Below are 24454 nucleotides of genomic sequence, written 5' to 3'. Positions count from 1 at the left end.
GCAAATTCAAATTGCTCCCGGGCATTATCGTCCTAAATCGGAAAAAAGCTATATGTCAATTTTGGTCTAACAGAGCCAATAAAAAAGGCCGCCTAGGACCAAACAATACGTCCTAGGCGGCTTTTTTGGCGTACATCAGCGACCGTAAGAGATATCGGAGCACAACGCCCGTTACCGCTCCACAGCAGTCGATCATCACATCGGTGATCATGCCGGCGCGTCCCGGCACAAAGAGCTGAATCGTCTCGTCGATGGAGGGAATCAGCAGCAGGAACACCGCCGTGGGCAGCAGCACGTCAAAGGTGCGCCGGCCCTCAAAATCAAAGGCGTGCGTTGCCAGAATGCCAAGCACCATATACTCGGTAAAATGTGCACACTTGCGAACAACAAAGTTGGTCACCCATTCATATGGAAGTCCCACGCCGTGCAGGAAACCGCGGATAGTTTCCATGACCGTTAGGCTCAGCGAGCCCGACCCCGAGCCGGGAACCAGCGAATTGCCCCAGATCAAGAGCGCCATCAGGCAGGTTACAACCGCCCATTTTCGATTGATCTTAACCATGCAGAAGTTATGCCTCCGCGCGGAGCGGCGCGAAGCTGGCGGTACCGCCCTCGATTACGCTCAGATAGGCACGACCCGTACGCTTGGCGGTAGAGGACTGCAGGCGCTCGATCTCTTCCTCGAGGATCTGATTGACGCGCTCGTGACGACGATTTTCCATAATGCCGGCGGCAATAGCCTCGGCTCGCTCGATGCTCTCGCGCGAGATACGGGCGGTATCCTCGGGGAACACAGCGCTGTGACGGCCGACATAGGCGGGGGCAGCAGGCTGAGGGGCAGCGACGGGAGTGGGGACTGCAACAGTAGCAGGCTCGTCAATCTCATCCAGAATCGCGGTGGCGGCGGCCCACATGTCCTCGTGGCCCGAGTAATCGGCCATGGGAACATCAACCTCGAGCGAGGCGTCCGGAAGGTCGCCGGTGTCGATGCGATCTTGGGCATCAATCGATGCGGTGATGGCTGCAGGCTCATCGAGGTCATCGAGATCGATGTCCACGGCACCGGAGATGATAGGCATGCTGGCGAGGTTTGCATTGTACGGCGCAGCCTCAGCCGCCTGCTGCTGGGCAGGAGCGCCCCAAAGCGAGCTTTCGGCGGCACGGCGGGCGGCAACGGCCTCCTCGTCCGCAGTCATGGCTTCATCAACGTACGAATTGTCGGCAGAAGCGTTCGCGTCCGCCGAGGTAGCGTTGTAGGCGTTATTGGCTGCCGCGTTGGCAACGAGTGCCACGAAAGCCGCCGTGCTGCCCGCAGGGGCGGCCTGGGAACCAGACACGGCGCGTGCCGCGGCGGCGACGTCGTCGCGATTGAAGGAGCCGGTCTGCCCGCCGTTGGTGAGCTCGTCGATGGCGACTTGATAGACGTCGCGCGAGTGTGCAGGGTCGCAGCTCACCGGCGAATCGTCGTCGAGCATACTGTCGATCATGGACCAAGCCTCGGCCTCGTCCATGGCATCTGCGGCTCGAGCGATGGTAGGGACACCATCATCGGCATGACGGCGCTGGAACGCACCAGTCAGGCCGGAAAGGAATGCCGAGGTAGACTGCTCCGCCTGAGCCTGAGAAGCAGAAGCCGCAGCGTAAGGAGTCGCATCCTGCTGCTGAGCTGGAATCGAGGCGGTCTTGAACTCGCTTTGATGCTGATTGAGATTGGCGGCACCGCCCATGGCATCGGGCTGGAACAGACGCTCTTCACGCTGCGCACGGTACTCGGAGATACCCAGCGAGGCGGCATAGATACCCACGCCCGCCACCGCGCCCACGGCGAAGGGAACCGCACCCGCCACGACCGTCTCGTTCACCGACGAAAACGGCAGCGTCGCGGCATACATAACCACGGGAGCGGCAAGGCCGATCCCGCACGAAAGTCCGGCAAGGACTGCTCGTTGTGTTGCATCAGAAGAAGCCATGAGCTCTCCCCATCTTCCAGCACCCAAATCGCATCATTCAGTTGGCTGCGCGAGAGAAGATGAAGCGGGGCTATGCCCCAAAGCAACGGTATATGGTTCGTTTCATCTGCGTTTTCCGTCGCGAAGCTTAAAAGCTATTATGCGAAACCGCCCTGTCGATTGCAAGCGACGATGTCGGATTGAAACGGGAAACCTGCTGCTTGCCAGTCTTATGGTCAAAAATAAGCGCGGAGCGGCGATATGGAAAAGGGCCGAGGCTCAAAGCCCCGACCCTTTATCGCATTGATGACTATCGCTGCGCGTGGATGACAACCTAGAACGTCTGCTCGTAGTCGCTGTGCTTTTTGGCCGAACGCACCAGGAACTCCTGGTTGGTGTTGGTGCCCTTAAGACCCTTGATAAACGACGCGGCTGCGCGCTCGGTGTTGTTCATGCCGGCAAGAATGCGACGCAGACCAAAGACAAACGGACGCATCTGCTCGTCGACCAACAGGTCTTCGTTGCGCGTACCGGAGGCAACGGGGTCGATAGCCGGGAAGATGCGGCGGTCGGCCAGGTCGCGGTCGAGCTTAAGCTCCATGTTGCCGGTACCCTTGAACTCCTCGAAGATGACCTCGTCCATCTTAGAACCGGTGTCGATGAGGGCAGAGGCCAGGATGGTGAGCGAGCCACCGTTCTCGATATTACGGGCTGCGCCCAGGAAGCGCTTGGGAGGATACAGGGCCGCCGAATCGACGCCGCCCGAAAGGATGCGGCCCGAGGCGGGCGCCGCCAAGTTGTAGGCGCGGGCAAGACGCGTAATGGAGTCGAGCACCACCACGACATCGCCGCCCAGCTCCACGATGCGCTTGGCGCGCTCGATGACGAGCTCTGCCACGCGAGTGTGGTTGTCGGCGGGCATATCGAAGGTCGACGCCACAACCTCACCCTTGATGGAACGCTGCATATCGGTGACCTCTTCGGGGCGCTCGTCGACGAGCAGGCAGATGAGGTGCACCTCGGGGTTGTTAATCGAGATAGACTGGCAGATCTTCTTGAGGATCGTGGTCTTGCCGGCCTTGGGCGGGGACACGATCAGGCCACGCTGACCCTTGCCGATCGGCGACACGATGTCGATGGCGCGACCGGTAATGGAGTCTTTGCCGTGCTCCATGCGCAGCGGCTCGTTGGGATAGACCGGGGTGAGGTCACCAAACTTGGGGCGGTTGCGAATCTGCTCGGGGTCTAGACCGTTGACGGTCGTGATTTTGGCGAGGCCGGCGCGCTTGTCGCCGCCGCGCGAAGGACGAAGCGAGCCCTCGATGACGTCGCCCGTGCGCAGACGCGCGGAGCGGATGAGGTAGGCGGGGACGAAGGCGTCGTCGTTGGACTTCATGTAACCGTGGGCATGGATGATACCGGAGCTGTCCGGACGAATCTGCAGGATGCCCTTGATGTCGCGGAAGCCCTCGGCCTTCGCGGCGGTGACGTAGATCTCCTCGACGAGCTCGGCTTTCTTCTTGCCGGTCGTCTCAATCTCGAACTCCTTGGCCTTCTCGCGCAGTTCGGCGACCTTCATGGCCGCAAGTTCCTCACGCGAAAGCGTGGGCTCGGTGGGGGCGGCGTTGCGCTCCTTGTTGCGCTGTTTGCGATCGCGCTGGCGGTTGCGACGGTCGTTGTTGCGGTCGTCCTTGCGCTCGCTGCGCTCGTCGTTGCGCTTGTGCTGGCGACGGTTGGGGCGAGCGCCGTCTTCGGCCTCGGCGGGCGCGGCGCCACCGGTTGCGGCGGCATCGGCGTTAGCCGCAGTATCATCGCTGGCCTCGGCCTTGGAATCGCCCTGCAGCTCGGCCTCGGCCTGCTGCTCGGACGCCTTGGCCTTAGCGGACTTCTTGCGACCGCGCTTGGGCTTCTCGGACGCAGGCTGTTCAACGTCCTGGGGCTCGGCGGCATCAGTCGATGCATCGACGGTCGTCTCGGCGGAATCCTCGGATGCACCCTTCTTGGCAGCCTTGGCCTTGGACGTGCGCTTAGCAGCAGTGCGACGGCTGCGACCGGGACGGACGTCGGCGGGCTCGACATCGGCGGGAGCAGCCTCGGAAGTCGTAGCATCCTGGACGGGCGCGTCGGCGGCGGTTGCAGACTCGGCGGTCGCCGCAGCATCCCGAGCGGCTGCAGCTGCGGCTGCGGCCTTCTCTGCCTCGACGAAGGCCTTGGGCTTGCGACCGCGACGGTGCGGGCGCAAAGCCGGATCGACAACGGGAACTTCGCTGGCCTCGACAGGCGCAGCGGACTCAGCAGGCGATGCGCCCTCCCCTGCCGCGGAACGGACCGAAGCCTCAGTGAGCTCGGGGGTTACCTGTTCAGCAACCTGCTCGGCCTTAGCAGCCGTGCGACGGCGTGTGCGCGGTGCCGGCTTCTCGGTCGGTTGGTCGGCGGCAGGGGTCTCGGGCACAGACGGAGCTGCAAGCTCGGTCAGAGCCGCGGCCTCGCGCTCGGCAGCACGACGGCGGGCGCGCACCACCTGAGCCTCGCTAATCTGCGCCAACGCACGTGCCTGCGCGACCTCATCGGAAATCGGCGCCGAGGAGTCAGCTGCAACGGTGCGCTTGGCGCGCGTCGTGCGCGCGGTACGGCGCTTGGGCTTGGTGACCTCCTCGCCGTCAGCGGCAGGCTTGGCCGCGCGGCGCGTGCGCTTGGGCTTTGCCGGAGCAGCCTCCTCACCAGTTGCAGGCACGGCCTTCTCAGCCGTTGCAGCCTTAGGCGTCTCAGGAGCCGAGGTTTGCGCGGGCGCCGCGACCTGGTCCGACGCAACCGGTGCAGCGGGAGCGGCTTGCGTCGTCGTTATTTCGTTTTCTTGCTGTTGATCAGACACAGTGTTTGCTCAACTTTCTTTTCAAGCCCTGTGATCACATGCTCCCTGCATAAACCTTCAGGGCGGCTAAACAGTCTAGCTCCGTCAAATACCGACGGACATCATTGATCTGTATCGAGATATTTGCGTCATATACGCAGCGTTAGTGTAACACAACCGCCGCCACCTGCAACTTAGTCATTGGGGACGTTCTTAAACGACTATTCAAAAGGGACACTCTTTGGTTTACCGCCCACAAATCTGACTGCCTCCGCCAAAACTATGGCGGTTTACTACGATGAATCGCTCAACCGCGACCACTCCGAAACTTGTTGAACTAAAACCGCAGGTAGATGCCTTGCACTTTTTAGCTAAAAGCCGGCGTGGTTGGAATATCTCAATTCATCGTAGTAAACCGGCATAGTTTCGTATTTCCAGCAGTTCCAAATTCGTCAATACGTCGGCGTTTGCAAAAAAGCCCGACCTCCGTGTGAGATCGGGCTTTCAAGGCTTAGTTAAACCAAGTCTGTACGGTCAAATGACCCGTAGCTTACATCTGCTCGGGCGCGGAAACGCCAACGAGGGTGAGCACCAGGGCGAGCGTCACACGGACGGCATCGCAAGCGGCCAGACGGGCACGCGAAAGCTCGGGGTCGACGGGACGGCCCTCGCTCGGCAGCACCTGACAGGCAGCGTAGAAGCTGTGGAAGTCGCCGGCGAGTTCCTCAGCAAAGTGCGTCAGACGGAACGGGGCGCGGTCGCGAGCGCAGCTGGCGATGAGGTCGGTGAGCTCGTTGAGCTTGCGCGAAAGGGCGAGCTCGGTCGGGTCGGTCAGCAGCGAGTAATCGACGTTCTCACCGATGGCCTTGGCGGCGACGGCCTTCATGCCCATCTCGTCAGCCTGCTCGGGCGTAACGTCAGCGGCACGGCGCAGGATGGAGCACACGCGGGCGTGAGCGTACTGCACGTAGTACACCGGGTTGGAGTTGTCGCGCTTCTTGACGGCCTCAATATCGAAGTCGACCATCTGGTTGGAGCTCTTGGAGATGAGGGTGTAACGGGCAGCGTCGGAGCCGACCTCGTCGACGAGCTCCTGCAGGGTCACCATGGTGCCCTTACGCTTGGACATACGGACGGGCTTGCCGTTGCGCAGCAGGTTGACGAGCTGGCCCAGCAGAACCTCAAACTTGCCGGGGTAACCCAAGGCATCGCAGACGCAGCGGACGCGCTCGATGTAGCCGTGGTGGTCGGCGCCCCAGATGTCGATGACGTGGTCGACGCGCTGGAACTTATCCCAGTGATAGGCAACGTCGGAGGCGAAGTAGGTGTACTCGCCGTCGGACTTGATCAGAACGCGGTCCTTGTCATCGCCCAGGTCGGTGGAGCGGAACCACAGGGCGCCGTCCTTGGTGTAGAGATAGCCCATCTTGTCGAGCTTCTCAAAAGCGCGGTCGACGGCGGAGGTGCCGGCGGTCTCGCCCTCGGTGTCCTTCACATACAGCGAGCGCTCGGAGAACCAACGATCGAAGTCGCAGTTAACGGCATGGCAAAGGTCGCGCATGTTGTCGACCATCTTTACATAGCCGCGCTCGCGGAAGCTCTCCATGCGCTCCTGCGGATCGGCGTTGACCCACTTATCGCCGTCGGTGCGCCAGAACTCGGCGGCCTCGTCGATGATGTAGTCGCCGCCGTAGGAGTCCTTGCCCAGGGTCTCGGCAAAGTTGTCCTGATACGGATGGGTCTCGGGATGCTCGTCGTTCTCGTCGGCAACAAAGGCGTCGCGGTCGGCGATCAGCAGCTTGTGAGCCTCGTCGATATCCACGCCCTGCTTGGCGATGATGTCGGCAAGCTGCATATAGCGCGTGCTGATGGAGTTGCCGAAGGTGTTCATCTGAGAGCCGTGGTCGTTGATGTAGAACTCACGCTGGATGTCGTAACCGGCGTGATCCATAACGCGGCAGAGCGAGTCGCCCAGCGCGGCCCAGCGGCCGTGGCCGATGTGCATGGGGCCGACGGGGTTGGCGGAAACGAACTCGACCTGGGTCTTCAGGCCACCACCGACGTTGGACTTAGCGAAGTCCATACCCTTCTCGCGAGCCTCGCCAAAGATGGCATTCTTGACGGCAACGGAGAGGTAGAAGTTGATGAAGCCGGGGCCTGCGATCTCGACCTTCTCGATCGCGGGGTCCTCGGGCATATGGGCAACGATGGCCTCGGCGATCTTGCGCGGGGCGCAGTGGGCCAGCTTGGCGGACTTCAGGGCCATGGTAGAGGTCCACTCGCCATGAGAAGTGTCAGCCGGTCGCTCGATAGCGCAATCGTCAAGTTCAAATGCGGAAAGGTCGCCGGCCTCCTGGGCCGCAGCAAGCGCAGCGCGTACCAGCTCTTCAATCTTCTCGGGCATAGATCCTCCTTGTGTTAAAGCCCCCGAGCTCTTGGTCACTCGTAGGGCAAAAGCCAGAGTTTGTAGCACTCTATCACAAGCGACGGGCACTGTCGCAGGGTAAAGCTAATAGATATTGCATATGCACAAAAATGACTACAGCTTGTATGGAGTCACTCAAAGATGCCGGTCTGCCTGCAGATTATGCAGGCGTTGAAAATGCATAAAGGTGTGAATGAGCTGCGTCTGTTATCGAATACTCTTACCTATCAGAGTTGTGTGCTTTTCCTGCATAAAGTACGGGTTTGCGCACGTCAGCGTGTTATTCTAGACATACGTAAATTCGTATAAGTTGGAGGTAGCATGTTCTCAATCGGTCAACACGTCATTCATCCGGGCCAGGGAGTCTGCACCGTCGTCGGTTTTAGGGACGACACACCGCAGCCCATGCTGCTGCTCGAGACCAAGCAGGGACATGCGCAGACGATCCTCATGTACCCCGTGGCGCAGGCCGACCGTCTGCACGCCGCCATCTCTCAGCAAGATGCCGAGCACCTGCTGAGCCACTATGACGAGCTGGAGTGCGACACCTTTACCGAGCGCAACAGCTCGCTTGAGGAGACACACTTTAAGCAGCAGCTCAAGCTGGGCGCGCCCGAGACGGTCCGCGTGGCAAAGACCATGATGCACCGCATTCGCCAGGCCGAGGAAGCTGATAAAAAACCCAGCTCCTACTACATGCGCGTACTCAAGGAGGCCAAACGCCGCTCCATCGAGGAGTTCGCCGTGGCCCTTGGCGTCACCGAGGAGGCCGCCGAAGCCCGCCTAGCCCAAGCCGCCCTCAACTAACCCATCCGCGCCAAAAACCACCACAAAGGGAACAGGCACCTTTGTGGTGGTTTTCTTGTTCTAGTAGTATTCATTCTTATCGATACCCACGAGCACAAGGAGTCTCTTATGGCAGAGCCGCTTACCGCCGGAATCACCCGCGACCGCGCGTTCGAACTGCTCAATGAGCACAACAAGGACCCGTTCCATATCACCCATGGCGAGACGGTCGAGGGCACTATGCGCTACTTTGCGCGCGAGTTCGACCCCGAGAACGAGGAGTTTTGGGGCATCGTCGGTCTGCTGCACGACCTGGATTGGGAGGAGCATGAGGACGACCCCATTAACCACACCATCTATGCTGCCGAGATTCTTGAGGGCGAAGGTGCGTCTCCCGAGCTCATTCGCGCCATCCAGACGCACACGTCGGACTTCAACACCTCACTACCCAAGCCCGAGCTGCAGATGGAAAAGATCCTGTTTGCCTGCGATGAGCTCACCGGCCTGATCGGCGCTGCCGTCATCATGCGCCCGAGCAAGAGCGTTATGGACTTTACGACTAAGTCGCTCAAGAAGAAGTTCAAGGACAAACGCTTTGCCGCCGGCTGCTCGCGCGACGTGATTTCGCAGGGCGCCGAGATGTTGGGCTGGGAGCTCCCCGAGCTCTTTGACCGCACCATCGCGGCCATGCAGTCCTTCGCCCCCGACCGAGATACCTTCCAGGCCTAACCGTCAACGCCACCTAAAACCACCACAAAGGGGACAGGCACCTTTGTGGTGGTTTTTGTTTGCGCGGGCGTTAGGGACGGACCTGGCCGGTGCCGCGGAGCTTGTATTTGTAGGTGATGAGGGCCTCGGCGGCAAAGGGGCCACGGGCGTGGAGCTTTTGGGTCGAGATGCCGATCTCGGCGCCCAGGCCAAACTCGCCGCCGTCGGTGAAGCGCGTGCTGGCGTTGGCGTACACGGCCGAGGCATCGACCGCATCCAGGAAGCGCTCGCAAGCATCCGTGTCCTCGGCAACGATGGCCTCGGAGTGCATCGTGCCGTAGCGGTTGATGTGTGCGATGGCCTCGTCCTCGTTTGCCACGACCTTCACGCTCATCTCGAGCGCCAGGTACTCGCGACCCCAGTCCTCCTCAGTCGCGGCGACGTAGTCATCGCCCTCCACAAGCCCGGCATCGGCGCATGCGGCGCAGGTTGCCTCGTCGCCGTGAATCAGCACGCCGTGGTCATGCAGCACGGTCACGACCGCGGGCAAAAACGCATCGGCCACAGCACGGTCGACCAGCAGCGACTCGGCGGCATTGCACACGCCTACGCGCTGGGTCTTGGCATTAACGATAATGTTGAGCGCCTTATCAAAGTCGGCGGATTCATGCACGTAGATGTGGCAGTTGCCCGTGCCCGTCTCGATCACCGGCACAAGCGACTCGCGCACGCAGCGCTGGATCAGGCCTGCACCGCCGCGCGGAATGAGTACGTCGACAATACCGCGGAGCTTCATGAGCTCGCCGGTGGCCTCGCGGTCGGTGGACTCGATCATCGACACGGCCTCGCGCGGGAAGCCCTTGGCCTCGAGCGCATCGGCCAGCAGCTCGGCGATCATGGCACACGAGTGATAGGCCAGCGAGCCGCCGCGCAGAATGCAGGCGTTGCCGGTACGGATGCAGATGCCTGCGGCGTCGGCCGTCACGTTGGGGCGCGCCTCGTAGACCATAGCGACCAGGCCCAGCGGCACACTCACGCGGGTCAGGTCCACGCCGCTTGCAAGCACGCGGTGGTCGAGCACGCGGCCCACGGGATCGGGCAGCTCGGCGAGCTTTTCCAGGCCGGCGGCCATGCCCTCGACGCGCTCGGGCGTCAGCAGCAGGCGATCGAGCAGTCCGGCCGAGGTACCCGCATCGCGCGCGGCGGACATATCGAGCTCGTTGGCGGCAACGATGGAATCGACGCCATCGTGCAGCGCCGCGGCCATGGCGCGCACGGCCTCCTGACGCTGCTCATCGCTCGCCGTGGCAAGCGAGGCCGACGCTGCCTTGGCGGCAACGGCAAGATCGTGGACGTACGTGGCTATATCGACCGACATGGGCGGCCCTTTCTCCTAGAAGTTTGCAACCATGGTAGCCGATTTGCGCATGGCCTCGCCCGCGGCGGTAGAATTGGTCAACCCGAAACACCGCAACGAACGGAAGACTCACATGGCCCTCATCACTTCGTACCACGTCCCCGGCCTTTACGTCGAGGACCACAGCATCGACGTCCCCCTTGACTGGCGCGGCCTGGAGCCGATGCTCCTGGCCGTCGGCAGCACCATGCGCCGCGGCGCCATGCCGGCACCAATCGCCGGCGCGCCCGAGAGCATCAAGCTCTTCTACCGCGTGGTTTGCGCGCCCGACCGCATCAACGACGATCTGCCGCTGCTCCTGTTTTTGCAGGGCGGCCCCGGCGGCGAGAGCCCGCGTCCGCTGTCGCCCACAAGCGACGGCTGGATCGAGGAGGCCGTCAAGCACTTCCGCGTGGTCCTTCCCGACCAGCGCGGCACCGGACGCAGTTGCTGCGTGGACGGGCGCACGATTGCCGCACTGGGCGAGCGCGCGACGGCGGCCGGCTCCGATGCCGCACGCTCGCAGGCTGACTTCCTCAAGCGCCACCTCGCCAGCTCCATCGTGCGCGATTTTGAGTACCTGCGCCTGGTGGGCTTTGGCGGCAAGCCCTGGGTCACACTCGGGCAGAGCTACGGCGGCTTTTTGACGTTGAGCTATCTGTCGCTCTTCCCCGAAGGCGTGGCGGCGAGCTTTACCTGCGGCGGCATTCCACACGTGCCAGCGAGCGCAAGCGAGGTCTACGCGCACACCTTCCCGCGCATGGCGGCCAAGACTCAGCAGTATTACGACCGCTACCCCGCCGACGTCGAGCGCGTGGCGGCACTGGCCGATGCGCTCGAGGCCCAGAAGCCCGTGCTGCCCGACGGCTCACCGATGACGGTCGAGCGCCTACAGCTCATGGGCAGCGACTTTGGTATGAAGCCGAGCTTTGAGCGCATGCATTGGATTGTCGATCACGCTTTTGCCGACGGCGACGGCACGCTGGCCTGCGGCGCCTCGGTATCTGACAGCTTTTTGATGCGCGCCTTCGAGCGCACCAACACGCGTACAAACCCGCTGTACTGGACACTGCAGGAGTTCATCTACGCCGACGGCGACACTATGCCCATTGGTTGGGCCGCGGCCGAAGAGAAGGCACACCGCGCCGAGTTCGACACCCTCGCGCGCCCGCTCATGTTTACCGGCGAGGCAATGTTCCCGTGGATGTTCGAGCAGATGCCCGAGCTCAAGCCCTTCAAACCCGCCATGGACCTGCTGATGGAAGACACCAGCTGGGACAAGATCTACGACCCGCAGCGACTGGCGTGCAACGAGGTGCCGCTCCAGGCCGCGGTGTATTTCGACGACATGTACGTCGATTCGGGCTTGCAGCTCGATACGCTCAGCCGCGTGGGCGACTCGCATGCCTGGGTGACCAACGAGTTCGAGCACGACGGTCTGCACGGCAGCGTGGTGTTCAAGCACCTCTTCGACGAAGCCCTCAACCGCGGAGACCTGCGCCGGATCTTCTAGCAAAGGAGTGTCCCCACCTGCCGGCACAAAAGGAACGTCCCCAAGTGCCGGCACGAGAAAGACAGCGCTGCGGGAAACGATCCGCAGTGCTGTCTTTCTTTATGCAAATACGATCAAGTTATCCCTGTGTATCGCCGGCTTCTCGGCCAGGTTAGCGAGCAGGCGGTTGCTGGCGATCTGGTCCTGGCGGCGACCGGCAGCAAGTTCCAGCACGTCCGAATCGGCCTCGGCGATACCGCGGGCGACAACCATACCGCTCGGGTCGCACACGTCGAGCACATCGCCCTCGGCAAACTGGCCATCGACCTCGCGAATACCCACCGCAAGCAGGGAAGAACCACGGCTGACCAGCGCCTTCGCAGCACCATCATCGACCGTCACCGAGCCATGCGCCTTGTCGCCCAGTGCGATCCACAGCTTGCGGGGTGCGATGTCCAGACGCTCCGCCGGCGGATCGAACAGCGTGCCCACGCTCTCGCCGCGGGCGAGGCGCACGAGCGCATCGGGCTCCTCGCCCGAGCAAATCACGCTCTGAATGCCCGCCGTCATCAGGATGCGGCTCGCGCGAATCTTGGTAATCATGCCGCCCGTGCCCACCGATGTGGAAGAATCGCCCGCCGAGGCAATAATCTTGGCATCGATCTTATGCACGACAGGAACAAACTCGGCCGTGGGGTCCTCATGCGGATTGGCAGTATAGAGGCCATCGATGTCCGAGAGCGTCACGCACAGATCGGCAGAAACCAGGCAGCTCACAAGCGCCGCCAGTGTGTCGTTGTCGCCAAACTTGATCTCGTCGACGGTAACGGTGTCGTTCTCGTTGACGACCGGCACCACGCCCAGCTCCACCAGGCGCAGCAGGGCGTCGCGCGCGTGCAGGTAGGACGTGCGACGCGCCGTGTCGTGACGCGTGAGCAGCACGAGCGAGGTGAGCAGATCCCGTGCATGGAATTCCTCGTCGTAGGCCGACGAGATGATGCACTGACCAGCCGAGGCGCAGGCCTGCAGGCTCGGCAGGTCGCCGACCGGCTTGCGGTCGAAGCCCAACACGGGATAGCCGCAGGCGATAGCGCCCGAGCTCACCACGACCAGGCGCCAGCCGAGCTTGCGCAGGGCTGCGGCCTGATCGGCAAGCCCGCCGATAAAGGTGCGGTTGACCTTGCCGTCGGCGCCCACCACCGTGGACGAACCGATCTTTACCACCATCGTTTTATAAGAAGTCGTCATACGTCAAACCAATCGACTGTTCAGCGAACGGACGAACGGGCAAGCGAGAAAAATGATCCGTTTTCCTCCGTCGCATGCGGATCATTTTGCCCAGGGAAAGGCAGAGGCCGCGGCCATGTTCTTGCGCACGAGCTCGTCGCGTACCTGAGCCAGGCCCTGCTCCATGCCCACCACATAGGTCTGCGGGTACAGGAAGCGCTTGAAAGCTGCGTCCAGATGATCGAGCGCCCAAACACAGCGCTCGCGCGCGTCCTGGATGCTCTCACGCGGAGCCACTGCACTGCCATCGCGCACGATCGGCACCAGCAGCTCGCGATACTCAAGCTCCGACACATCGGTCACCAGGGCGGCATCATTCACGGCCACGAGGGTATTGCCGCGCGCGGCGCCCTCCCCCGCCAGATGGTCCTCGTCGTAGATCATGTCGCAGACCGGGCCGCCAAAGCCGTCGTAATAACGGCGCACGCGCTGCACGCCCGGGATCGTGCGCTTGTAGGGCTGCTCGGAGAGCTTGACCACCGGCGTCCATGGATCTGCCTCGCTCGCACGGCGGGCGGAAAGCTTGTACACGCCACCCAGCGCCGGCTGGTCATAGCAGGTCGCGAGCTTGGTACCCACGCCAAAGCTATCGATGGGCGCGCCCTGGTCCAGCAGCGACTGAATCGTGTACTCGTCAAGATCGTTGGAAACCGAGATCCCCACATAGGGCAGGCCCTCGGCATCAAAACGGCCGCGAACATACTTGGAGAGCTTGGCGAGGTCGCCGGAGTCGATGCGAATAGCCGACAGACGCTCGCCCACCGCCTCCATCTCCTTGGCAACCGTAATGGCATGCTCGCAGCCCTCGCGCACGTCATAGGTGTCGATGAGCAGCGTACAGTTCTTGGGGCTCGACTTGGCAAAGGCGCGGAAGGCCTCGAGCTCGGAATCGAAGCTCATCACCCAGCTGTGCGCATGCGTGCCAAAGACGGGAATACCATAGCGGCGGCCGGCGAGCACATTGGACGTAGAGGAGCAGCCGGCAACGTAGCTCGCGCGCGCAACGGCCAGGCCGCCATCGGGACCCTGGGCGCGGCGCAGGCCAAACTCCGCCACGGGGCGACCGTCGGCGGCGAGCACCACGCGCGCCGTCTTGGTGGCGACAAGCGTCTGGAACCCGACGATGTTGAGCAGCGCCGTCTCAAGCAGCTGGCACTCGAGCGCAGGACCGGTGACGCGCACCATGGGCTCGCGCGGAAAGACGAGCTCGCCCTCGGGGACGGCGTCGATATTTACATGCGCACGAAAATCGCGCAGGTAGTCGAGGAATGCGGACTTGAACATCGCGCCGCCGGCAGGGGCCTCAAGCGAGGCGAGGTAGTCGATATCCTCGGGCGTAAAGCGCAGGTTCTCGACGAGCTCGGGCAGCTCGGCGGTGCCGCACATGACGGCATAGGCGCTGCCAAAGGGATGGTCGCGGTAAAACGCGGTAAAACAACCCTGCTCATTGGCCTTGCCGCTCTCCCACAGGCCCTGGGCCATAGTGAGCTCGTACAGATCGGTGAGCATTGCAATGTCGGTGGGATGCGAGATGTCGGTCAAAGCCATGGGGCGACCTTTCGGATGTGTGGTGCAGAATTTGAGGGTTGGACGAGAGCAGAGCATGCGGACATGACGCCCGATGCGAGTCGGTTAGAGCAGGCCCATGCTGGTCAGGATCGTGTAGCCCATAAAGATGACAAACGCGATGAGGGCAAGGACAATGATGATTTTTTGAGCCGGCGCCATGCCAGGGATCTCGTTCTCGCCTGTAGGCTCCTTGGAGGTAACCATGCGCTGGGCAAAGGTCATCTCGTCACGACTCGGCTTAGGCTCGACGGACTTGGGACGAGCGGCCTTTTTAGGCTGAGGTTTGGGTGCGGTGGGCGCGGGCATCGCGGCGGCGGGCTTGGACGCAGGCGCGGGCGCAGGCTCGGATGCAACCTTCGCAGCGGCCTCCTCGGCCTTCGCACGCTCGGCACGCAGGGCAGCCAGCTCCTCACGCTCGCGACGGGCCTCTTCCCGAGCCTCGCGGCGGGCCTTCTCAGCGCGGAGCTCTTCCAACTCGGCGCGCTCCTCGTCGGACAATGGTTGGGACTCAAGCTCGGCCATGGTATAGCCCTTTCTTTTAAAAAAAGCCGCCGACACAATGTCAGCGGCTTATCAAATCCATGGGTGGAGACGAAGGGAGTCGAACCCTCGGCCTCTGCCATGCGACGGCAGCGCTCTCCCAACTGAGCTACGTCCCCAGGACAAGTCGATATTTTACCTACGGCTCGCCAACTGTCAACGCCCAATAACCAGTCTTTTTGGGACGCGGCTATTTTGACAACTTTTCGAACAGGCGATCCTCTCGATGATTTTTTAATCCCCGTCCCAGAAAAATCATCAGCGTGCGCTCTACTTTGCGCTGGTGAGGACGCCGGTGGTGTCGAAGGCGGGGGTGAAGCTCTCGTCTACCGCGCCGCCCTCTTGCCAGAACATTGTCGTAAAGCCCAGGTCGTCGGCATGGTCGAGCACCTGCTCGTACTCCTCGCGCGTCACGGCGCGCGCCAACTCGCCGCCCTGCTCGCGCATGAGCGCATTGGGCGTGTACTGGTTCATGACCGAGATCGGCACGTCGCCCACCGTCTGCCACACCAGGTCTAACACGCGGCACGAGTCATCCGCATGCCCCGGCAGCACCAGGTGGCGCACAATCATGCCGCGCTTCATGAGCCCGCCCTCATCCACCAGCTCTCCCCCGCGGCGCTCGATCTCGCGCGCCATCTGAGCCAGGCCTGACACGGCCACACGTGGGTAGTCCTTTATATGAGAGAGCGACTGCGCAAGCCCGGCATCGGCATATTTAAAGTCGGTGAGCCACACATCGACCAGGTCGCCCAGCGCCGCCACGGCACTCGCGCGCTCGTAACCACTCGTGTTGTAGACGATCGGGATAACCAGTCCGCGCGCCCGTGCCGCGGCAATCGCGGCAGGCAACAGGTGCGCATAGTGCGTCGCCGTCACCAAATTGATGTTGTTGGCACCCTGGTCCTGCAGTTCCAGCATAATCTCGACCAGGCGCTCAGGCGAAATCTCAAGGCCAAAATTGCCGGTCGAGATCTCGTGGTTCTGGCAGTAGATACATTTAAGCGAGCAACCGCTAAAGAAGATCGTGCCCGAACCGGCCTCGCCCGAGATAGGCGGCTCCTCCCACATATGAAGCGCCGCGCGGGCCACCCTGAGCGTGTCGTTAGCACCGCATACGCCGCGCGCGCCCTCATCGCGCGCCGCACCGCAACGGCGCGGACACAAATGGCAGGCGGGCGAAAAAAGTTCGGTCAACGACGTCGGCATAAAAACATGCTCCAAAACAACGATTCAGCAGCTCAAACGTAAAGGGCCAGACCGCGTAGACGGCTCCGTCCCTAAGGCGCCGTAATCGTCCGACACGATTTTTGTAATGTCAAGACTGGAATCGATAAAGTGCCGCTTTATGATGTAGGTATTCCGCCCCCCGCGGAGCAACTGGGTGAACCGTCGCGTTTATTTAGGGAGCCCACACAGTCGTGCCTAGTACAGGTATCCTTCGTTGTTAAGGACGCTGGAACAGTCGATGAGGGCACCCACCTGTTTTAGGTGGGTTCATTTTCGTAACGTGGGGGGTGGTTTTCTTTTGCCGAAAATCACCATTACAGTCCATATGGATCCCCGCCGGCATCCCGACAAGCCATCGACAACATCCCAATATCTGGTAAGCGCGTGATTATCGCTGCGTGCAATTCCATGCACCCCCCTTGGTCGAGTATTATGGTTCGGCTATGCGCTTTGCGCATGGCGTTCTTCTGACCTTTTCCTTCGACGCTTGGCGGTTTTTAGATTCATGGCTTCATCCCCGAGCTACATACCGTACCTATGCGTGGCAGCGGCGGCCTTTATCACGACCTTCCTCGCGGTGCCCCTGGTCAAGCGCTTGGCAATTAAGCTCGATGCCGTCGACTATCCTTCTAAGCGCCGCATCAACACCAAGCCCATCCCACGTTTGGGCGGAGCGGCGGTGTTTTTGGGCCTGGTCGTTGCCTGCATTGTGCAAATCCTAGGCACCTGGTACCTAGGCTGGCCACCCGTCCTGGTGCCGCACCCGCGCCTTCACATTAGCTATCCCATGCTGGCGCTCTCCTTTACCGTCATCTTTGCGACCGGCGCTATCGACGACGTCTTCCAGCTCACGCCCAAGCAAAAGCTGGCCGGACAAGTCCTCGCCGCGCTTATCGCCTGTATCGGCGGCCTAAAAATCGGCGTCATCGTCAACCCGTTTGCCCCCGGCGAAATCATGCTCGGATGGCTCGCCTACCCCATCACCGTAATCTATCTGGTGGCATTCACCAACATCATTAACCTCATCGACGGCCTCGACGGCTTGGCCACGGGCATCTGCGGCATCGCGTCGTTCACCATGTTTTCGATGGCCGTTCTCTCGGGCCGCATCGACGCCGCCGCGCTCTCCATTGCGCTCTTTGGCGCCTGTCTGGCCTTTTTGCGCTACAACTTCAACCCCGCAAGCATCTTCTTGGGCGACTCGGGGTCGCTGCTTCTGGGCTTTGCGCTGGGCTCCATCTCGCTGCTCAACGTGAGCCGCACCGCCGCACTCACCTCGCTTATCATCCCGCTCATCGTTGCCGGCGTGCCTATCATCGACACGTTTAGCGCCATCGTGCGCCGCAAGCGCGCCCACATTAGCATCGGGCAGGCCGACAAGGGCCACATCCACCACCGCCTGATCCAAGAAGGCTACAACCAAAAACAGGCCGTGCTGCTCATCTATGCCTGGTGCATCATGCTTTCGGCCGGCGCCGCCGCGATTAACCAGGTCGAGGTGCCCATGCGCGTACTCATCTTTACCGTGCTCGCCATTGGCTCGGCAGCCTTTGCCAAGCATCTACATCTGTTTGAGCCCGTGCTGCGCCACCATTACAACAAGCGCACGCACGAGGACGAGCTCGTCACCCCCGACGACCCCGCTTTTAAGCAGGAGGAGCAGGCAGCCGAGGAGCGCAAAGAAGAGCGCCACCACAAGCTCTAGGGCAAGCTGCCAAGGATGTGCCAAGGCACCGTTGGCCAAGCGCGGCCGCGCCGCACCCACCGCACAAGCCACCCCTCTCCCGCCCCTCGCCTACTTACGTCCCGCCCCTCCAATAAACGCGTTATCATCTTGACCCATGAACATACGTTAGGAGCAATCATGCCAAACGAGAACAGCTACGAAGTCGCGCTGCAAAAGAGCAACGCCATTCGCGAGGGCCTGGCCAATACGCCCGAGAAGTTCACCATGCTCACCGGTGATCGCCCCACCGGCCGTCTGCACCTGGGCCACTACTTCGGTACCCTCAAGGGCCGTGTTGAGCTGCAGGACATGGGCGCCAAGACCAACGTGCTCATCGCCGACTACCAGGTCATCACTGACCGCGACACCACCGAGCACATCCAGGACAACGTGTACAACATGGTCATGGACTACCTTGCCTGCGGCATCGACCCCGACAAGACCATGATCTACGCGCACTCCGCCGTGCCCGCCGCCAACCAGCTCATGCTGCCGTTCCTGTCGCTGGTGTCCGAGGCCGAGCTGGCGCGCAACCCCACGGTCAAGGCCGAGATGGAGGCCTCGGGCCACGAGCTTACCGGCCTCCTGCTCACCTACCCGGTGCACCAGGCCTGCGACATCCTGTTCTGCAAGGGCAACGTGGTGCCGGTCGGTCGCGACCAGCTGCCGCACATCGAGCTCACCCGCACCATCGCCCGCCGCTTTAACAACCGCTACGGCAAGGTGTTCCCCGAGGTCGAGGCGCTGCTGTCCGAGACCCCGCTGCTGCCCGGCCTGGACGGCCGCAAGATGAGCAAGAGCTACGGCAACGCCATCAATATTTCGATGACCGCCGAGGAGACGGCCAAACGCATCAAGAAGAGCCAGACCGACTCCGAGCGCATGATCACGTTCGATCCCGAGAACCGCCCCGGCGTGTCCGGCCTGCTTTCGACCGCCGCCATCTGCACCGGTCGCTCCGAGGTCGAGATTGCCGAGGAGATCGGCATGGGCGGCTCCGGCCAGCTCAAGAAGTACGTGACCGAGGCCGTCAACGAGTACTTCGCGCCGATCCGCGAGCGCCGTCAGCGCTACGAGAACGATCTGGACTATGTAAAGGACGTCCTGCACGAGGGCAACCGTCGCGCCAACGAGATCGCCGATCAGACCCTGGCCGAGGTTCAGGACGCCATGGGCATGGTGTACTAGGCAAAGCGCTTTCGCACAACATAGACGGTGAGATTAGATTTCTCCCCGAAACAGGAACAGGCCCGCTGGCAGTTAGTTGCCAGCGGGCCTGTTCCCGAAGTACACCGTTGAATCGCACAGAGGGGAGGAATGCGAATCAAACTCAACAGGGCAGGCTTTTTCATCGCCTATTGCCTGCTCCGTTGCTGAAACCAATATAGTTCACCATGGTTTACTTTCTAGCGTCAATATGCACCGCCATAGCTTCTCCATAAGTTAACCCAGGTAAACCTGCAACGGAAAACCACCACAAAGGGGACAGGCACCTTTGTGGTGGTTTTGGCCACGGTAGAGCCGCTAGAGCCCTACTGGCCAGCGACAGGCGGCCAAGTCGACGTGCATGGGATCGGTAAACGTCACGCCCTCCCCCATTAAGAGCTCACGCTGGGCATCGGGGCCGCCAAACGCAAAGCCCTCGCAAATGCGACCATCGGCAAACACCACACGATGGCAGGGAATCTGACCAGGGCGCGGATTGCTATGCAGGGCATACCCCACGTACCGCGCACTTCGTGGACGACCGGCAAGCAGCGCCACCTGACCATACGTGGCGACCATCCCCTCGGGAATCTGCTCGACCACCTCGTACACACGCTCAAAAAAGCCCTCAAACGCCAACATGCGCTCCTTTCAACCGGAACCAGCATAAACCACCACAAAGGTGCCTGTCCCCTTTGTGGTGGTTTTGACCGGATAGTTAGTTGGCGGGGCGGAAGAAGGCTACGGCTACGGCGCCGGGACCCACGTGGGTGCCGATGGTGGCGCCAATGGTGTGGATGGGCAGCTCGTTCTCGGCATGGCCGGCCCACAGCGCGGCGCTGTCCTCGATATACTTCTTGAGCACCGCGTCCGAAAGACCCGTATAACCAAGCGCCAGCGGCATGGAGAAGTCGACGCCGCCAGCCTGCTCAACCTTCTGGTTCAACAGGTTTCGACCGTTCTTGGAACCGCGCGCCTTGCCCAACTGCACGATGAGGCCGTCCTCGGCGGCCACGACCGGCTTCACGTTGAGCAGCGTACCCACAGCGCCCGCCGCAGCAGACAGGCGGCCGCCGCGCACCAGGTATTCCAGCGTCTCGAGCAGGCCGATGACGACCACGCGGTCACGAACGGCCTCGACGGCCGCCGCAATCTGGGCCGCACTACGGCCCTCGTCCACCAGGCGCAGCGCATACTCAACCAGCACGCGCTCGCCCAAGGTCACGTTATTGCTGTCCACAACGAACACGTCGCCGCCCGGCGCCTCGGCAAGTGCGGTACGGGCGCTCTGATTGGTGCCCGAAAGCTTGGCGCCCACGGTAATAATCACGGCCTCGTCGCCGGCCTCACGCGCTTCGGCAATTGCCTGTGAAAAGGCATACGGGTTGACCTGACCGGTCTTGGGCAGCTCATCGCGCTCCACGAGCATCTCGTAAAAGCGCTGGTGATCGATGTCGACGCCATCCATATACACGTCGGAGCCAAAGGTGACGGACAGCGGCAGAACACGTAGAGCGGGGTGCTCCGCCGGAGACATATCGCTGGCGGAATCGGTAATAATGCGGACGGACATAGCGAATCCTTTCTTGCGCAGATCTCGCGCAGGGAATTTTGACAACAATGTCCCGACACGGCGTGCGCGCTCAAACGGGACGATGCAGTTGTTAATTGGAAGCAAATGCCTTGGCGGCCTTAGATCTCGCGCAGGGTGTTGAGAATCGTACGCAGCGACGCGTACATCTGCTCGCGTTGCTCCACGCCCATGGCCTTACCGGTGGTGTCGAGCACTTCGCGAATGATGCGATCGGCCTCGCTCATGCTCTCGCCGCCTAGGGCAGTCAGGCGCACCGGGGCACGGTACTTGACGGCCGCATCACCCGAATCATCGACCTCGACGTAGCCGCCCTCCTCCAGATGTGCCAGCGTGCGCGAAACGGCGGCACGGGTAACGCCGGCCATGCGGGCGAGGTCGGCGCCGGTCAGGCCGTCCTTGCTGCGCTCAAGATAGTACAGGCACATGACGTCGGAGCCCTTAAGGCCGAGCCTTGCGCCTTCGGACGTCTTGATGCGCTGAATCTCCTTGTAGAGCCCGCTGATCAGTCCGACAAAATCCTCAAAACGTGTCTCGTCGTTCTGCTGCATGGGAGACGACCGCCTTTCGCTTGCATGATGCTAACGGGTTAACATCTTAACCGTACCCAGCGGACGCCAGCCCTGCGTGCCTCATTTGTTGACCCATCAACATAAAAACCACCACAAAGGACAGGCGCCTTTGTGGTGGTTTTGGGCATCAATAGGTTCTAGGCGCCGCTACAGCTCCACACAGGGATTGTCGCGGGTCACAAGCGTCTTAACGACAACCGTCGCTCCCAGATAGCGCTCAAGCAGCTCGGCCAAGCGATCGATGGCAGCCTGGCAGTCCCCCATTCGCTCGGGCTCTACGCACTCAATCGCCAGGAATGCGTCGGCCGAATCGTCGGATAGAGCCGTTCGAACGCCATCGCGCCAGTTCCAGCAGCGGCACACGGCGCCCGCATCGTCAATGTAGGCGAGCTCGCCGGGCAGCGTCGGGTCATCCGCTTCCTCGCCAAGTGGCAAGAACGCATCGCCACCGTCGGTCACCTTCAAGCGAAGATCTCCCTCAATCGCATGCAGGTCCTCGCCGCCAACGGGCAGCGCGTAGGACAGCGACACCGTGTTATAGATGTCCACCGCCGGCGTGATGTGGCCCACCGGCTTCCCTTTGAGCACGCGTTTGAGCAGGTTCTCAACTGAGCAACGCGCGCCCTTCTTGGTCTTGAACAGCCGGTACGCGTCACGCCAAGCCTTAACCGGCGCATTCTCGCTGATGGTATCACTCGTCAGGTGGCGTTCCGCATCGATGTTGGCGCGATCGAGCAGCGCCGCAATCGCGTCCACGTCCTCTTGAGGAATCTGAGCCGCGGGCTTCATGCCCTTCACAACCACAACGCCGACCGCTGCCCGCGGAAACAGCTCCCAGAATGAATCCTCGGCAATAAAGCTCTTCATACGCTCTCCCTTCATCGTGCGCGCCCGAGCGAGGGCACCTAAAAAGCGCCCTTACGACGGCCACCTTCAAAGTCCTACGGTGCCGCCACAAGAGCGCTTACGCTGCCCCCATCCGGAGAAGGGGGCGATATGTCAGGCGTATTGTAACCTGAGTCATCCGCGCGAGCAAAACCACCACAAAGGTGCCTGTCCCCTTTGTGGTGGTTTTGGGTCTGAGGCGACGCTAGTGGCGGAGCCCCAGCAAGCCGCGGCCGCGATGGCGGGCGTCGGCGGACACCTGGGCGTGCGGACCGGCAGCCTTGACGGACTCGGGCAGGTGCGAGTACTTCTTCTCGAAGTTCTCCTCGAACATCACCGCCAGGTTGTGCGCTGCCTCGTCGTAGCGCGCGGTGCTCTGCCAGTACTGGCGCGGCACCAGGATGCCATCGGGCACACCGTGGCACGTAGTGGGAATGTCGACATTAAAGATATCGTCGTGCACAAACTCGCTGTCCTCGATGGTGCCGTCGAGGGCGCGAGCGACCAGTGAGCGCGTGTAGGCCAGCTCGATGCGATGACCCACGCCGTAGCCGCCGCCAATCCAGCCGGTGTTGACCAGATAGACGCGCGTGCGGCCGTCGGCGATACGCTCACCGAGCATCTTGGCGTAGACCATAGGATCGAGCGGCATAAACGGCTCACCAAACAGCGAGGAGAACGTGGGCGTGGGCTCGGTGACGCCGACCTCGGTGCCAGGGATCTTGGCGGTGAAGCCCGTCACAAAGTGATACATGGCGGCGTCGGCCGTCAGGCGCGAGATGGGCGGCAGCACGCCAAAGGCATCGCAGGTCAAAAACAGCACGACGCTCGGGGTGGTGCCCATGCCCTTGGTCCACGCGTTGGGAATGTGCTCCACAGGGTAGGCCACGCGCGTATTGTGCGTGATCGAGACGTCGTCGTAGTTGGGCTTGCGATTCTCGTCGAGCACCACGTTTTCGCAGATGGCGCCAAAGCGGACGGCGTTGAAGATCTCGGGCTCGTGGAACACGTCCAGGCCCTCGCACTTGGCGTAGCAGCCGCCCTCGACGTTAAAGATGCCCATGTCGGACCAACCGTGCTCGTCGTCGCCGATCAGCAGGCGCGTGGGGTTGGCCGAAAGCGTGGTCTTGCCGGTGCCCGACAGGCCAAAGAAAATCGCGGTCTCGTGCGTGACGGGATCCATGCTGGCCGAGCAATGCATGGGCAGTACGTCATCCTCGACGGGCAGCAGGTAATTCATGACGCTGAAGATGGACTTTTTGATCTCACCGGAGTAGCCGGTGCCCGCGACCAGAATCACGCGCTCCTGGAAGTTGATGACCACCGCGGCGCTGGAGTTGAGGCCCTTGATGGCGGGGTCACACTGGTAACCTGGCGCGGCAAGGACGCAGAAGTCCGGCTCGCCGGTGCGCGCGATTTCGCGGGCAAGCGGGCGGGCGAGCATCTGCTTAATAAAGAGCGCCTGGCTGGCACGCTCGCAGGCGACAAGCAGGCGACGCGTATGGTTACGATCGGCGCCGGCCATACCGCGCGTGACGAACACATCGCGCTCGTTGAGATAGTCGACGATGCCGGCTTTGATGACCTCGTAGCTTTCGACGGACAGCGGGCGGTTGACGGCACCCCAGGCAATCTTGTCGTGCACGTCGGGCGTATCAACGATAAAGCGGTCGTTGGGCGAACGTCCGGTACGCTCCCCCGTCTCGATCACGAGTGCACCGTTGGAGGCCATACGGCCCTCTTCGCGGCGAATCGCATGCTCGACGAGCTCGGCTGCCGGCAGGTCGACCAGCAGGCGGGGCTGGTTCTCGGCGGGATCTTCGACCAGCGTGATGCCAAAGTTGGACAGAACTTCTGCGGGGGTAACACCTGGCATGGGGCCTCCTTTAAAAGCGCGACACGTGGACGCGGCGCGCACTTTACTCACGTAAAGCCCGTTGTACCCGATATGCAAAAACGTTTTTGCGGCAACGGCGAAGCGCCCGCCCAACGGTCAAAAATCGCACGCAAGCGGCCTAGTCATTGGGGACGTTCTTAAACGACTAGTCGTTGGGGACACTCTTGAACAGGCAACAGCCAAGGAGTGTCCCCAGATGCCGGCACTTAGGGACGTTCCCAAAGTGCCTGCACATAAGGAACGTCCCTAAGTGCCGACTACCGAATGGCGCCGCCGAAATTATCGAACAACCTGTTCAAAAACACGAGCGGACACCGCGGTGTCTATACTAGAGCGCAGCAATA

19 protein-coding genes and 1 tRNA gene are annotated in these 24454 nt (G+C 61.8%); 5 read left to right on the top strand and 15 right to left on the bottom strand.

Translation table 11 applies throughout. The features are described 5' to 3' along the window. Window positions 1-112: 112 nt before the first annotated feature. From I2G40_RS08010 to argS, 4 genes are all read right to left on the bottom strand, one after another. Window positions 113-562 carry a VanZ family protein gene (locus I2G40_RS08010; RefSeq protein ID WP_195544751.1) on the bottom strand — a complete coding sequence of 150 codons (450 nt, stop codon included), beginning with the start codon at window positions 560-562 and terminating at the stop codon, window positions 113-115. 7 nt (window positions 563-569) lie between these two features. Further along, window positions 570-1970: a hypothetical protein gene (locus I2G40_RS08005; protein ID WP_195544750.1), complete on the bottom strand. Its 1401-nt coding sequence runs from the start codon at window positions 1968-1970 to the stop codon at window positions 570-572. A gap of 313 nt (window positions 1971-2283) precedes the next feature. Then, window positions 2284-4821: a transcription termination factor Rho gene (gene rho, locus I2G40_RS08000; RefSeq protein ID WP_324252594.1), complete on the bottom strand. Its 2538-nt coding sequence runs from the start codon at window positions 4819-4821 to the stop codon at window positions 2284-2286. Between the two features lie 529 nt (window positions 4822-5350). Beyond that, window positions 5351-7204: an arginine--tRNA ligase gene (argS, locus tag I2G40_RS07995; RefSeq protein WP_055286535.1), complete on the bottom strand. Its 1854-nt coding sequence runs from the start codon at window positions 7202-7204 to the stop codon at window positions 5351-5353. 342 nt (window positions 7205-7546) lie between these two features. Between argS and I2G40_RS07990 the strand changes: the two genes are divergently transcribed. Together I2G40_RS07990 and I2G40_RS07985 are read left to right on the top strand one after the other, a co-directional pair. After that, a complete protein-coding gene (locus tag I2G40_RS07990; protein ID WP_006235480.1) occupies window positions 7547-8032 on the top strand; it encodes a CarD family transcriptional regulator in 486 nt (161 codons plus the stop codon). 108 nt (window positions 8033-8140) lie between these two features. After that, on the top strand, window positions 8141-8740 hold the full coding sequence (locus I2G40_RS07985) for an HD domain-containing protein (protein ID WP_161145052.1): 600 nt from the start codon (window positions 8141-8143) through the stop codon (window positions 8738-8740). A gap of 70 nt (window positions 8741-8810) precedes the next feature. Here the strand turns inward: I2G40_RS07985 and I2G40_RS07980 are convergent, their stop codons facing one another. Then, window positions 8811-10097 (bottom strand): glutamate-5-semialdehyde dehydrogenase, encoded by a 1287-nt coding sequence (locus tag I2G40_RS07980; RefSeq protein ID WP_195544749.1) that lies wholly within the window; start codon window positions 10095-10097, stop codon window positions 8811-8813. A gap of 112 nt (window positions 10098-10209) precedes the next feature. Here I2G40_RS07980 and I2G40_RS07975 point away from each other — a divergent pair, with 112 nt between their 5' ends. Then, complete coding sequence (locus I2G40_RS07975) at window positions 10210-11628, top strand: alpha/beta fold hydrolase (protein ID WP_195502671.1); 1419 nt, start codon at window positions 10210-10212, stop codon at window positions 11626-11628. 99 nt (window positions 11629-11727) lie between these two features. Here the strand turns inward: I2G40_RS07975 and proB are convergent, their stop codons facing one another. From proB to I2G40_RS07950, 5 genes are all read right to left on the bottom strand, one after another. Further along, window positions 11728-12855: a glutamate 5-kinase gene (gene proB, locus I2G40_RS07970; RefSeq protein WP_195235027.1), complete on the bottom strand. Its 1128-nt coding sequence runs from the start codon at window positions 12853-12855 to the stop codon at window positions 11728-11730. A gap of 81 nt (window positions 12856-12936) precedes the next feature. Further along, window positions 12937-14442, bottom strand: coding sequence for a nicotinate phosphoribosyltransferase (locus tag I2G40_RS07965; RefSeq protein ID WP_035137238.1), 1506 nt, complete (start codon window positions 14440-14442; stop codon window positions 12937-12939). An 84-nt stretch (window positions 14443-14526) separates the two neighbouring features. Next, entirely contained in the window at window positions 14527-14985 is a 459-nt protein-coding gene (locus tag I2G40_RS07960; protein ID WP_195544748.1) for a hypothetical protein, read from the bottom strand. 64 nt (window positions 14986-15049) lie between these two features. After that, window positions 15050-15122 (bottom strand) — tRNA-Ala (locus I2G40_RS07955). A gap of 151 nt (window positions 15123-15273) precedes the next feature. Beyond that, the gene (locus I2G40_RS07950; protein WP_195544747.1) at window positions 15274-16212 is read right to left on the bottom strand and encodes a radical SAM protein; all 939 of its coding nucleotides are present in this window, start codon (window positions 16210-16212) and stop codon (window positions 15274-15276) included. A gap of 526 nt (window positions 16213-16738) precedes the next feature. Here I2G40_RS07950 and I2G40_RS07945 point away from each other — a divergent pair. Both I2G40_RS07945 and trpS read left to right on the top strand, forming a co-directional pair. Beyond that, window positions 16739-17938 (top strand): MraY family glycosyltransferase, encoded by a 1200-nt coding sequence (locus I2G40_RS07945; protein WP_195544746.1) that lies wholly within the window; start codon window positions 16739-16741, stop codon window positions 17936-17938. 159 nt (window positions 17939-18097) lie between these two features. Further along, window positions 18098-19147, top strand: coding sequence for a tryptophan--tRNA ligase (gene trpS / locus I2G40_RS07940; RefSeq protein WP_022094797.1), 1050 nt, complete (start codon window positions 18098-18100; stop codon window positions 19145-19147). Between the two features lie 336 nt (window positions 19148-19483). Here the strand turns inward: trpS and I2G40_RS07935 are convergent, their stop codons facing one another. From I2G40_RS07935 to pckA, 5 genes are all read right to left on the bottom strand, one after another. After that, window positions 19484-19807: an MGMT family protein gene (locus I2G40_RS07935; protein ID WP_195544745.1), complete on the bottom strand. Its 324-nt coding sequence runs from the start codon at window positions 19805-19807 to the stop codon at window positions 19484-19486. A gap of 76 nt (window positions 19808-19883) precedes the next feature. Next, window positions 19884-20738, bottom strand: coding sequence for a DegV family protein (locus I2G40_RS07930; protein ID WP_138374923.1), 855 nt, complete (start codon window positions 20736-20738; stop codon window positions 19884-19886). Window positions 20739-20857: 119 nt separating this feature from the next. Then, the gene (locus I2G40_RS07925; RefSeq protein WP_022093866.1) at window positions 20858-21307 is read right to left on the bottom strand and encodes a MarR family winged helix-turn-helix transcriptional regulator; all 450 of its coding nucleotides are present in this window, start codon (window positions 21305-21307) and stop codon (window positions 20858-20860) included. A 168-nt stretch (window positions 21308-21475) separates the two neighbouring features. Beyond that, complete coding sequence (locus tag I2G40_RS07920) at window positions 21476-22195, bottom strand: B3/B4 domain-containing protein (RefSeq protein ID WP_195544744.1); 720 nt, start codon at window positions 22193-22195, stop codon at window positions 21476-21478. A 223-nt stretch (window positions 22196-22418) separates the two neighbouring features. Then, window positions 22419-24089 carry a phosphoenolpyruvate carboxykinase (ATP) gene (pckA, locus tag I2G40_RS07915; RefSeq protein WP_195544743.1) on the bottom strand — a complete coding sequence of 557 codons (1671 nt, stop codon included), beginning with the start codon at window positions 24087-24089 and terminating at the stop codon, window positions 22419-22421. Between the last annotated feature and the right edge of the window lie 365 nt (window positions 24090-24454).

Source organism: Collinsella aerofaciens (assembly GCF_015558785.1).
GTDB classification, from domain to species: domain Bacteria; phylum Actinomycetota; class Coriobacteriia; order Coriobacteriales; family Coriobacteriaceae; genus Collinsella; species Collinsella aerofaciens_P.
This window is presented reverse-complemented; position numbering and strand designations above follow the sequence as displayed.

Excerpts from the sequence above, each read along its gene's own strand:
- I2G40_RS07960 (WP_195544748.1), bottom strand. The coding sequence starts at position 14,985 with ATGGCCGAGCTTGAGTCCCAACCATTGTCCGACGAGGAGCGCGCCGAG.
- argS (WP_055286535.1), bottom strand. The coding sequence starts at position 7,204 with ATGCCCGAGAAGATTGAAGAGCTGGTACGCGCTGCGCTTGCTGCGGCC.
- I2G40_RS07975 (WP_195502671.1), top strand. The coding sequence starts at position 10,210 with ATGGCCCTCATCACTTCGTACCACGTCCCCGGCCTTTACGTCGAGGAC.
- pckA (WP_195544743.1), bottom strand. The coding sequence starts at position 24,089 with ATGCCAGGTGTTACCCCCGCAGAAGTTCTGTCCAACTTTGGCATCACG.
- I2G40_RS07985 (WP_161145052.1), top strand. The coding sequence starts at position 8,141 with ATGGCAGAGCCGCTTACCGCCGGAATCACCCGCGACCGCGCGTTCGAA.
- I2G40_RS07935 (WP_195544745.1), bottom strand. The coding sequence starts at position 19,807 with ATGTTGGCGTTTGAGGGCTTTTTTGAGCGTGTGTACGAGGTGGTCGAG.
- I2G40_RS07930 (WP_138374923.1), bottom strand. The coding sequence starts at position 20,738 with ATGTCCGTCCGCATTATTACCGATTCCGCCAGCGATATGTCTCCGGCG.
- I2G40_RS07950 (WP_195544747.1), bottom strand. The coding sequence starts at position 16,212 with ATGCCGACGTCGTTGACCGAACTTTTTTCGCCCGCCTGCCATTTGTGT.
- I2G40_RS07990 (WP_006235480.1), top strand. The coding sequence starts at position 7,547 with ATGTTCTCAATCGGTCAACACGTCATTCATCCGGGCCAGGGAGTCTGC.
- I2G40_RS07980 (WP_195544749.1), bottom strand. The coding sequence starts at position 10,097 with ATGTCGGTCGATATAGCCACGTACGTCCACGATCTTGCCGTTGCCGCC.
- trpS (WP_022094797.1), top strand. The coding sequence starts at position 18,098 with ATGCCAAACGAGAACAGCTACGAAGTCGCGCTGCAAAAGAGCAACGCC.
- I2G40_RS07965 (WP_035137238.1), bottom strand. The coding sequence starts at position 14,442 with ATGGCTTTGACCGACATCTCGCATCCCACCGACATTGCAATGCTCACC.
- proB (WP_195235027.1), bottom strand. The coding sequence starts at position 12,855 with ATGACGACTTCTTATAAAACGATGGTGGTAAAGATCGGTTCGTCCACG.
- I2G40_RS07920 (WP_195544744.1), bottom strand. The coding sequence starts at position 22,195 with ATGAAGAGCTTTATTGCCGAGGATTCATTCTGGGAGCTGTTTCCGCGG.
- I2G40_RS07945 (WP_195544746.1), top strand. The coding sequence starts at position 16,739 with ATGGCTTCATCCCCGAGCTACATACCGTACCTATGCGTGGCAGCGGCG.
- I2G40_RS07925 (WP_022093866.1), bottom strand. The coding sequence starts at position 21,307 with ATGCAGCAGAACGACGAGACACGTTTTGAGGATTTTGTCGGACTGATC.
- I2G40_RS08005 (WP_195544750.1), bottom strand. The coding sequence starts at position 1,970 with ATGGCTTCTTCTGATGCAACACAACGAGCAGTCCTTGCCGGACTTTCG.
- I2G40_RS08010 (WP_195544751.1), bottom strand. The coding sequence starts at position 562 with ATGGTTAAGATCAATCGAAAATGGGCGGTTGTAACCTGCCTGATGGCG.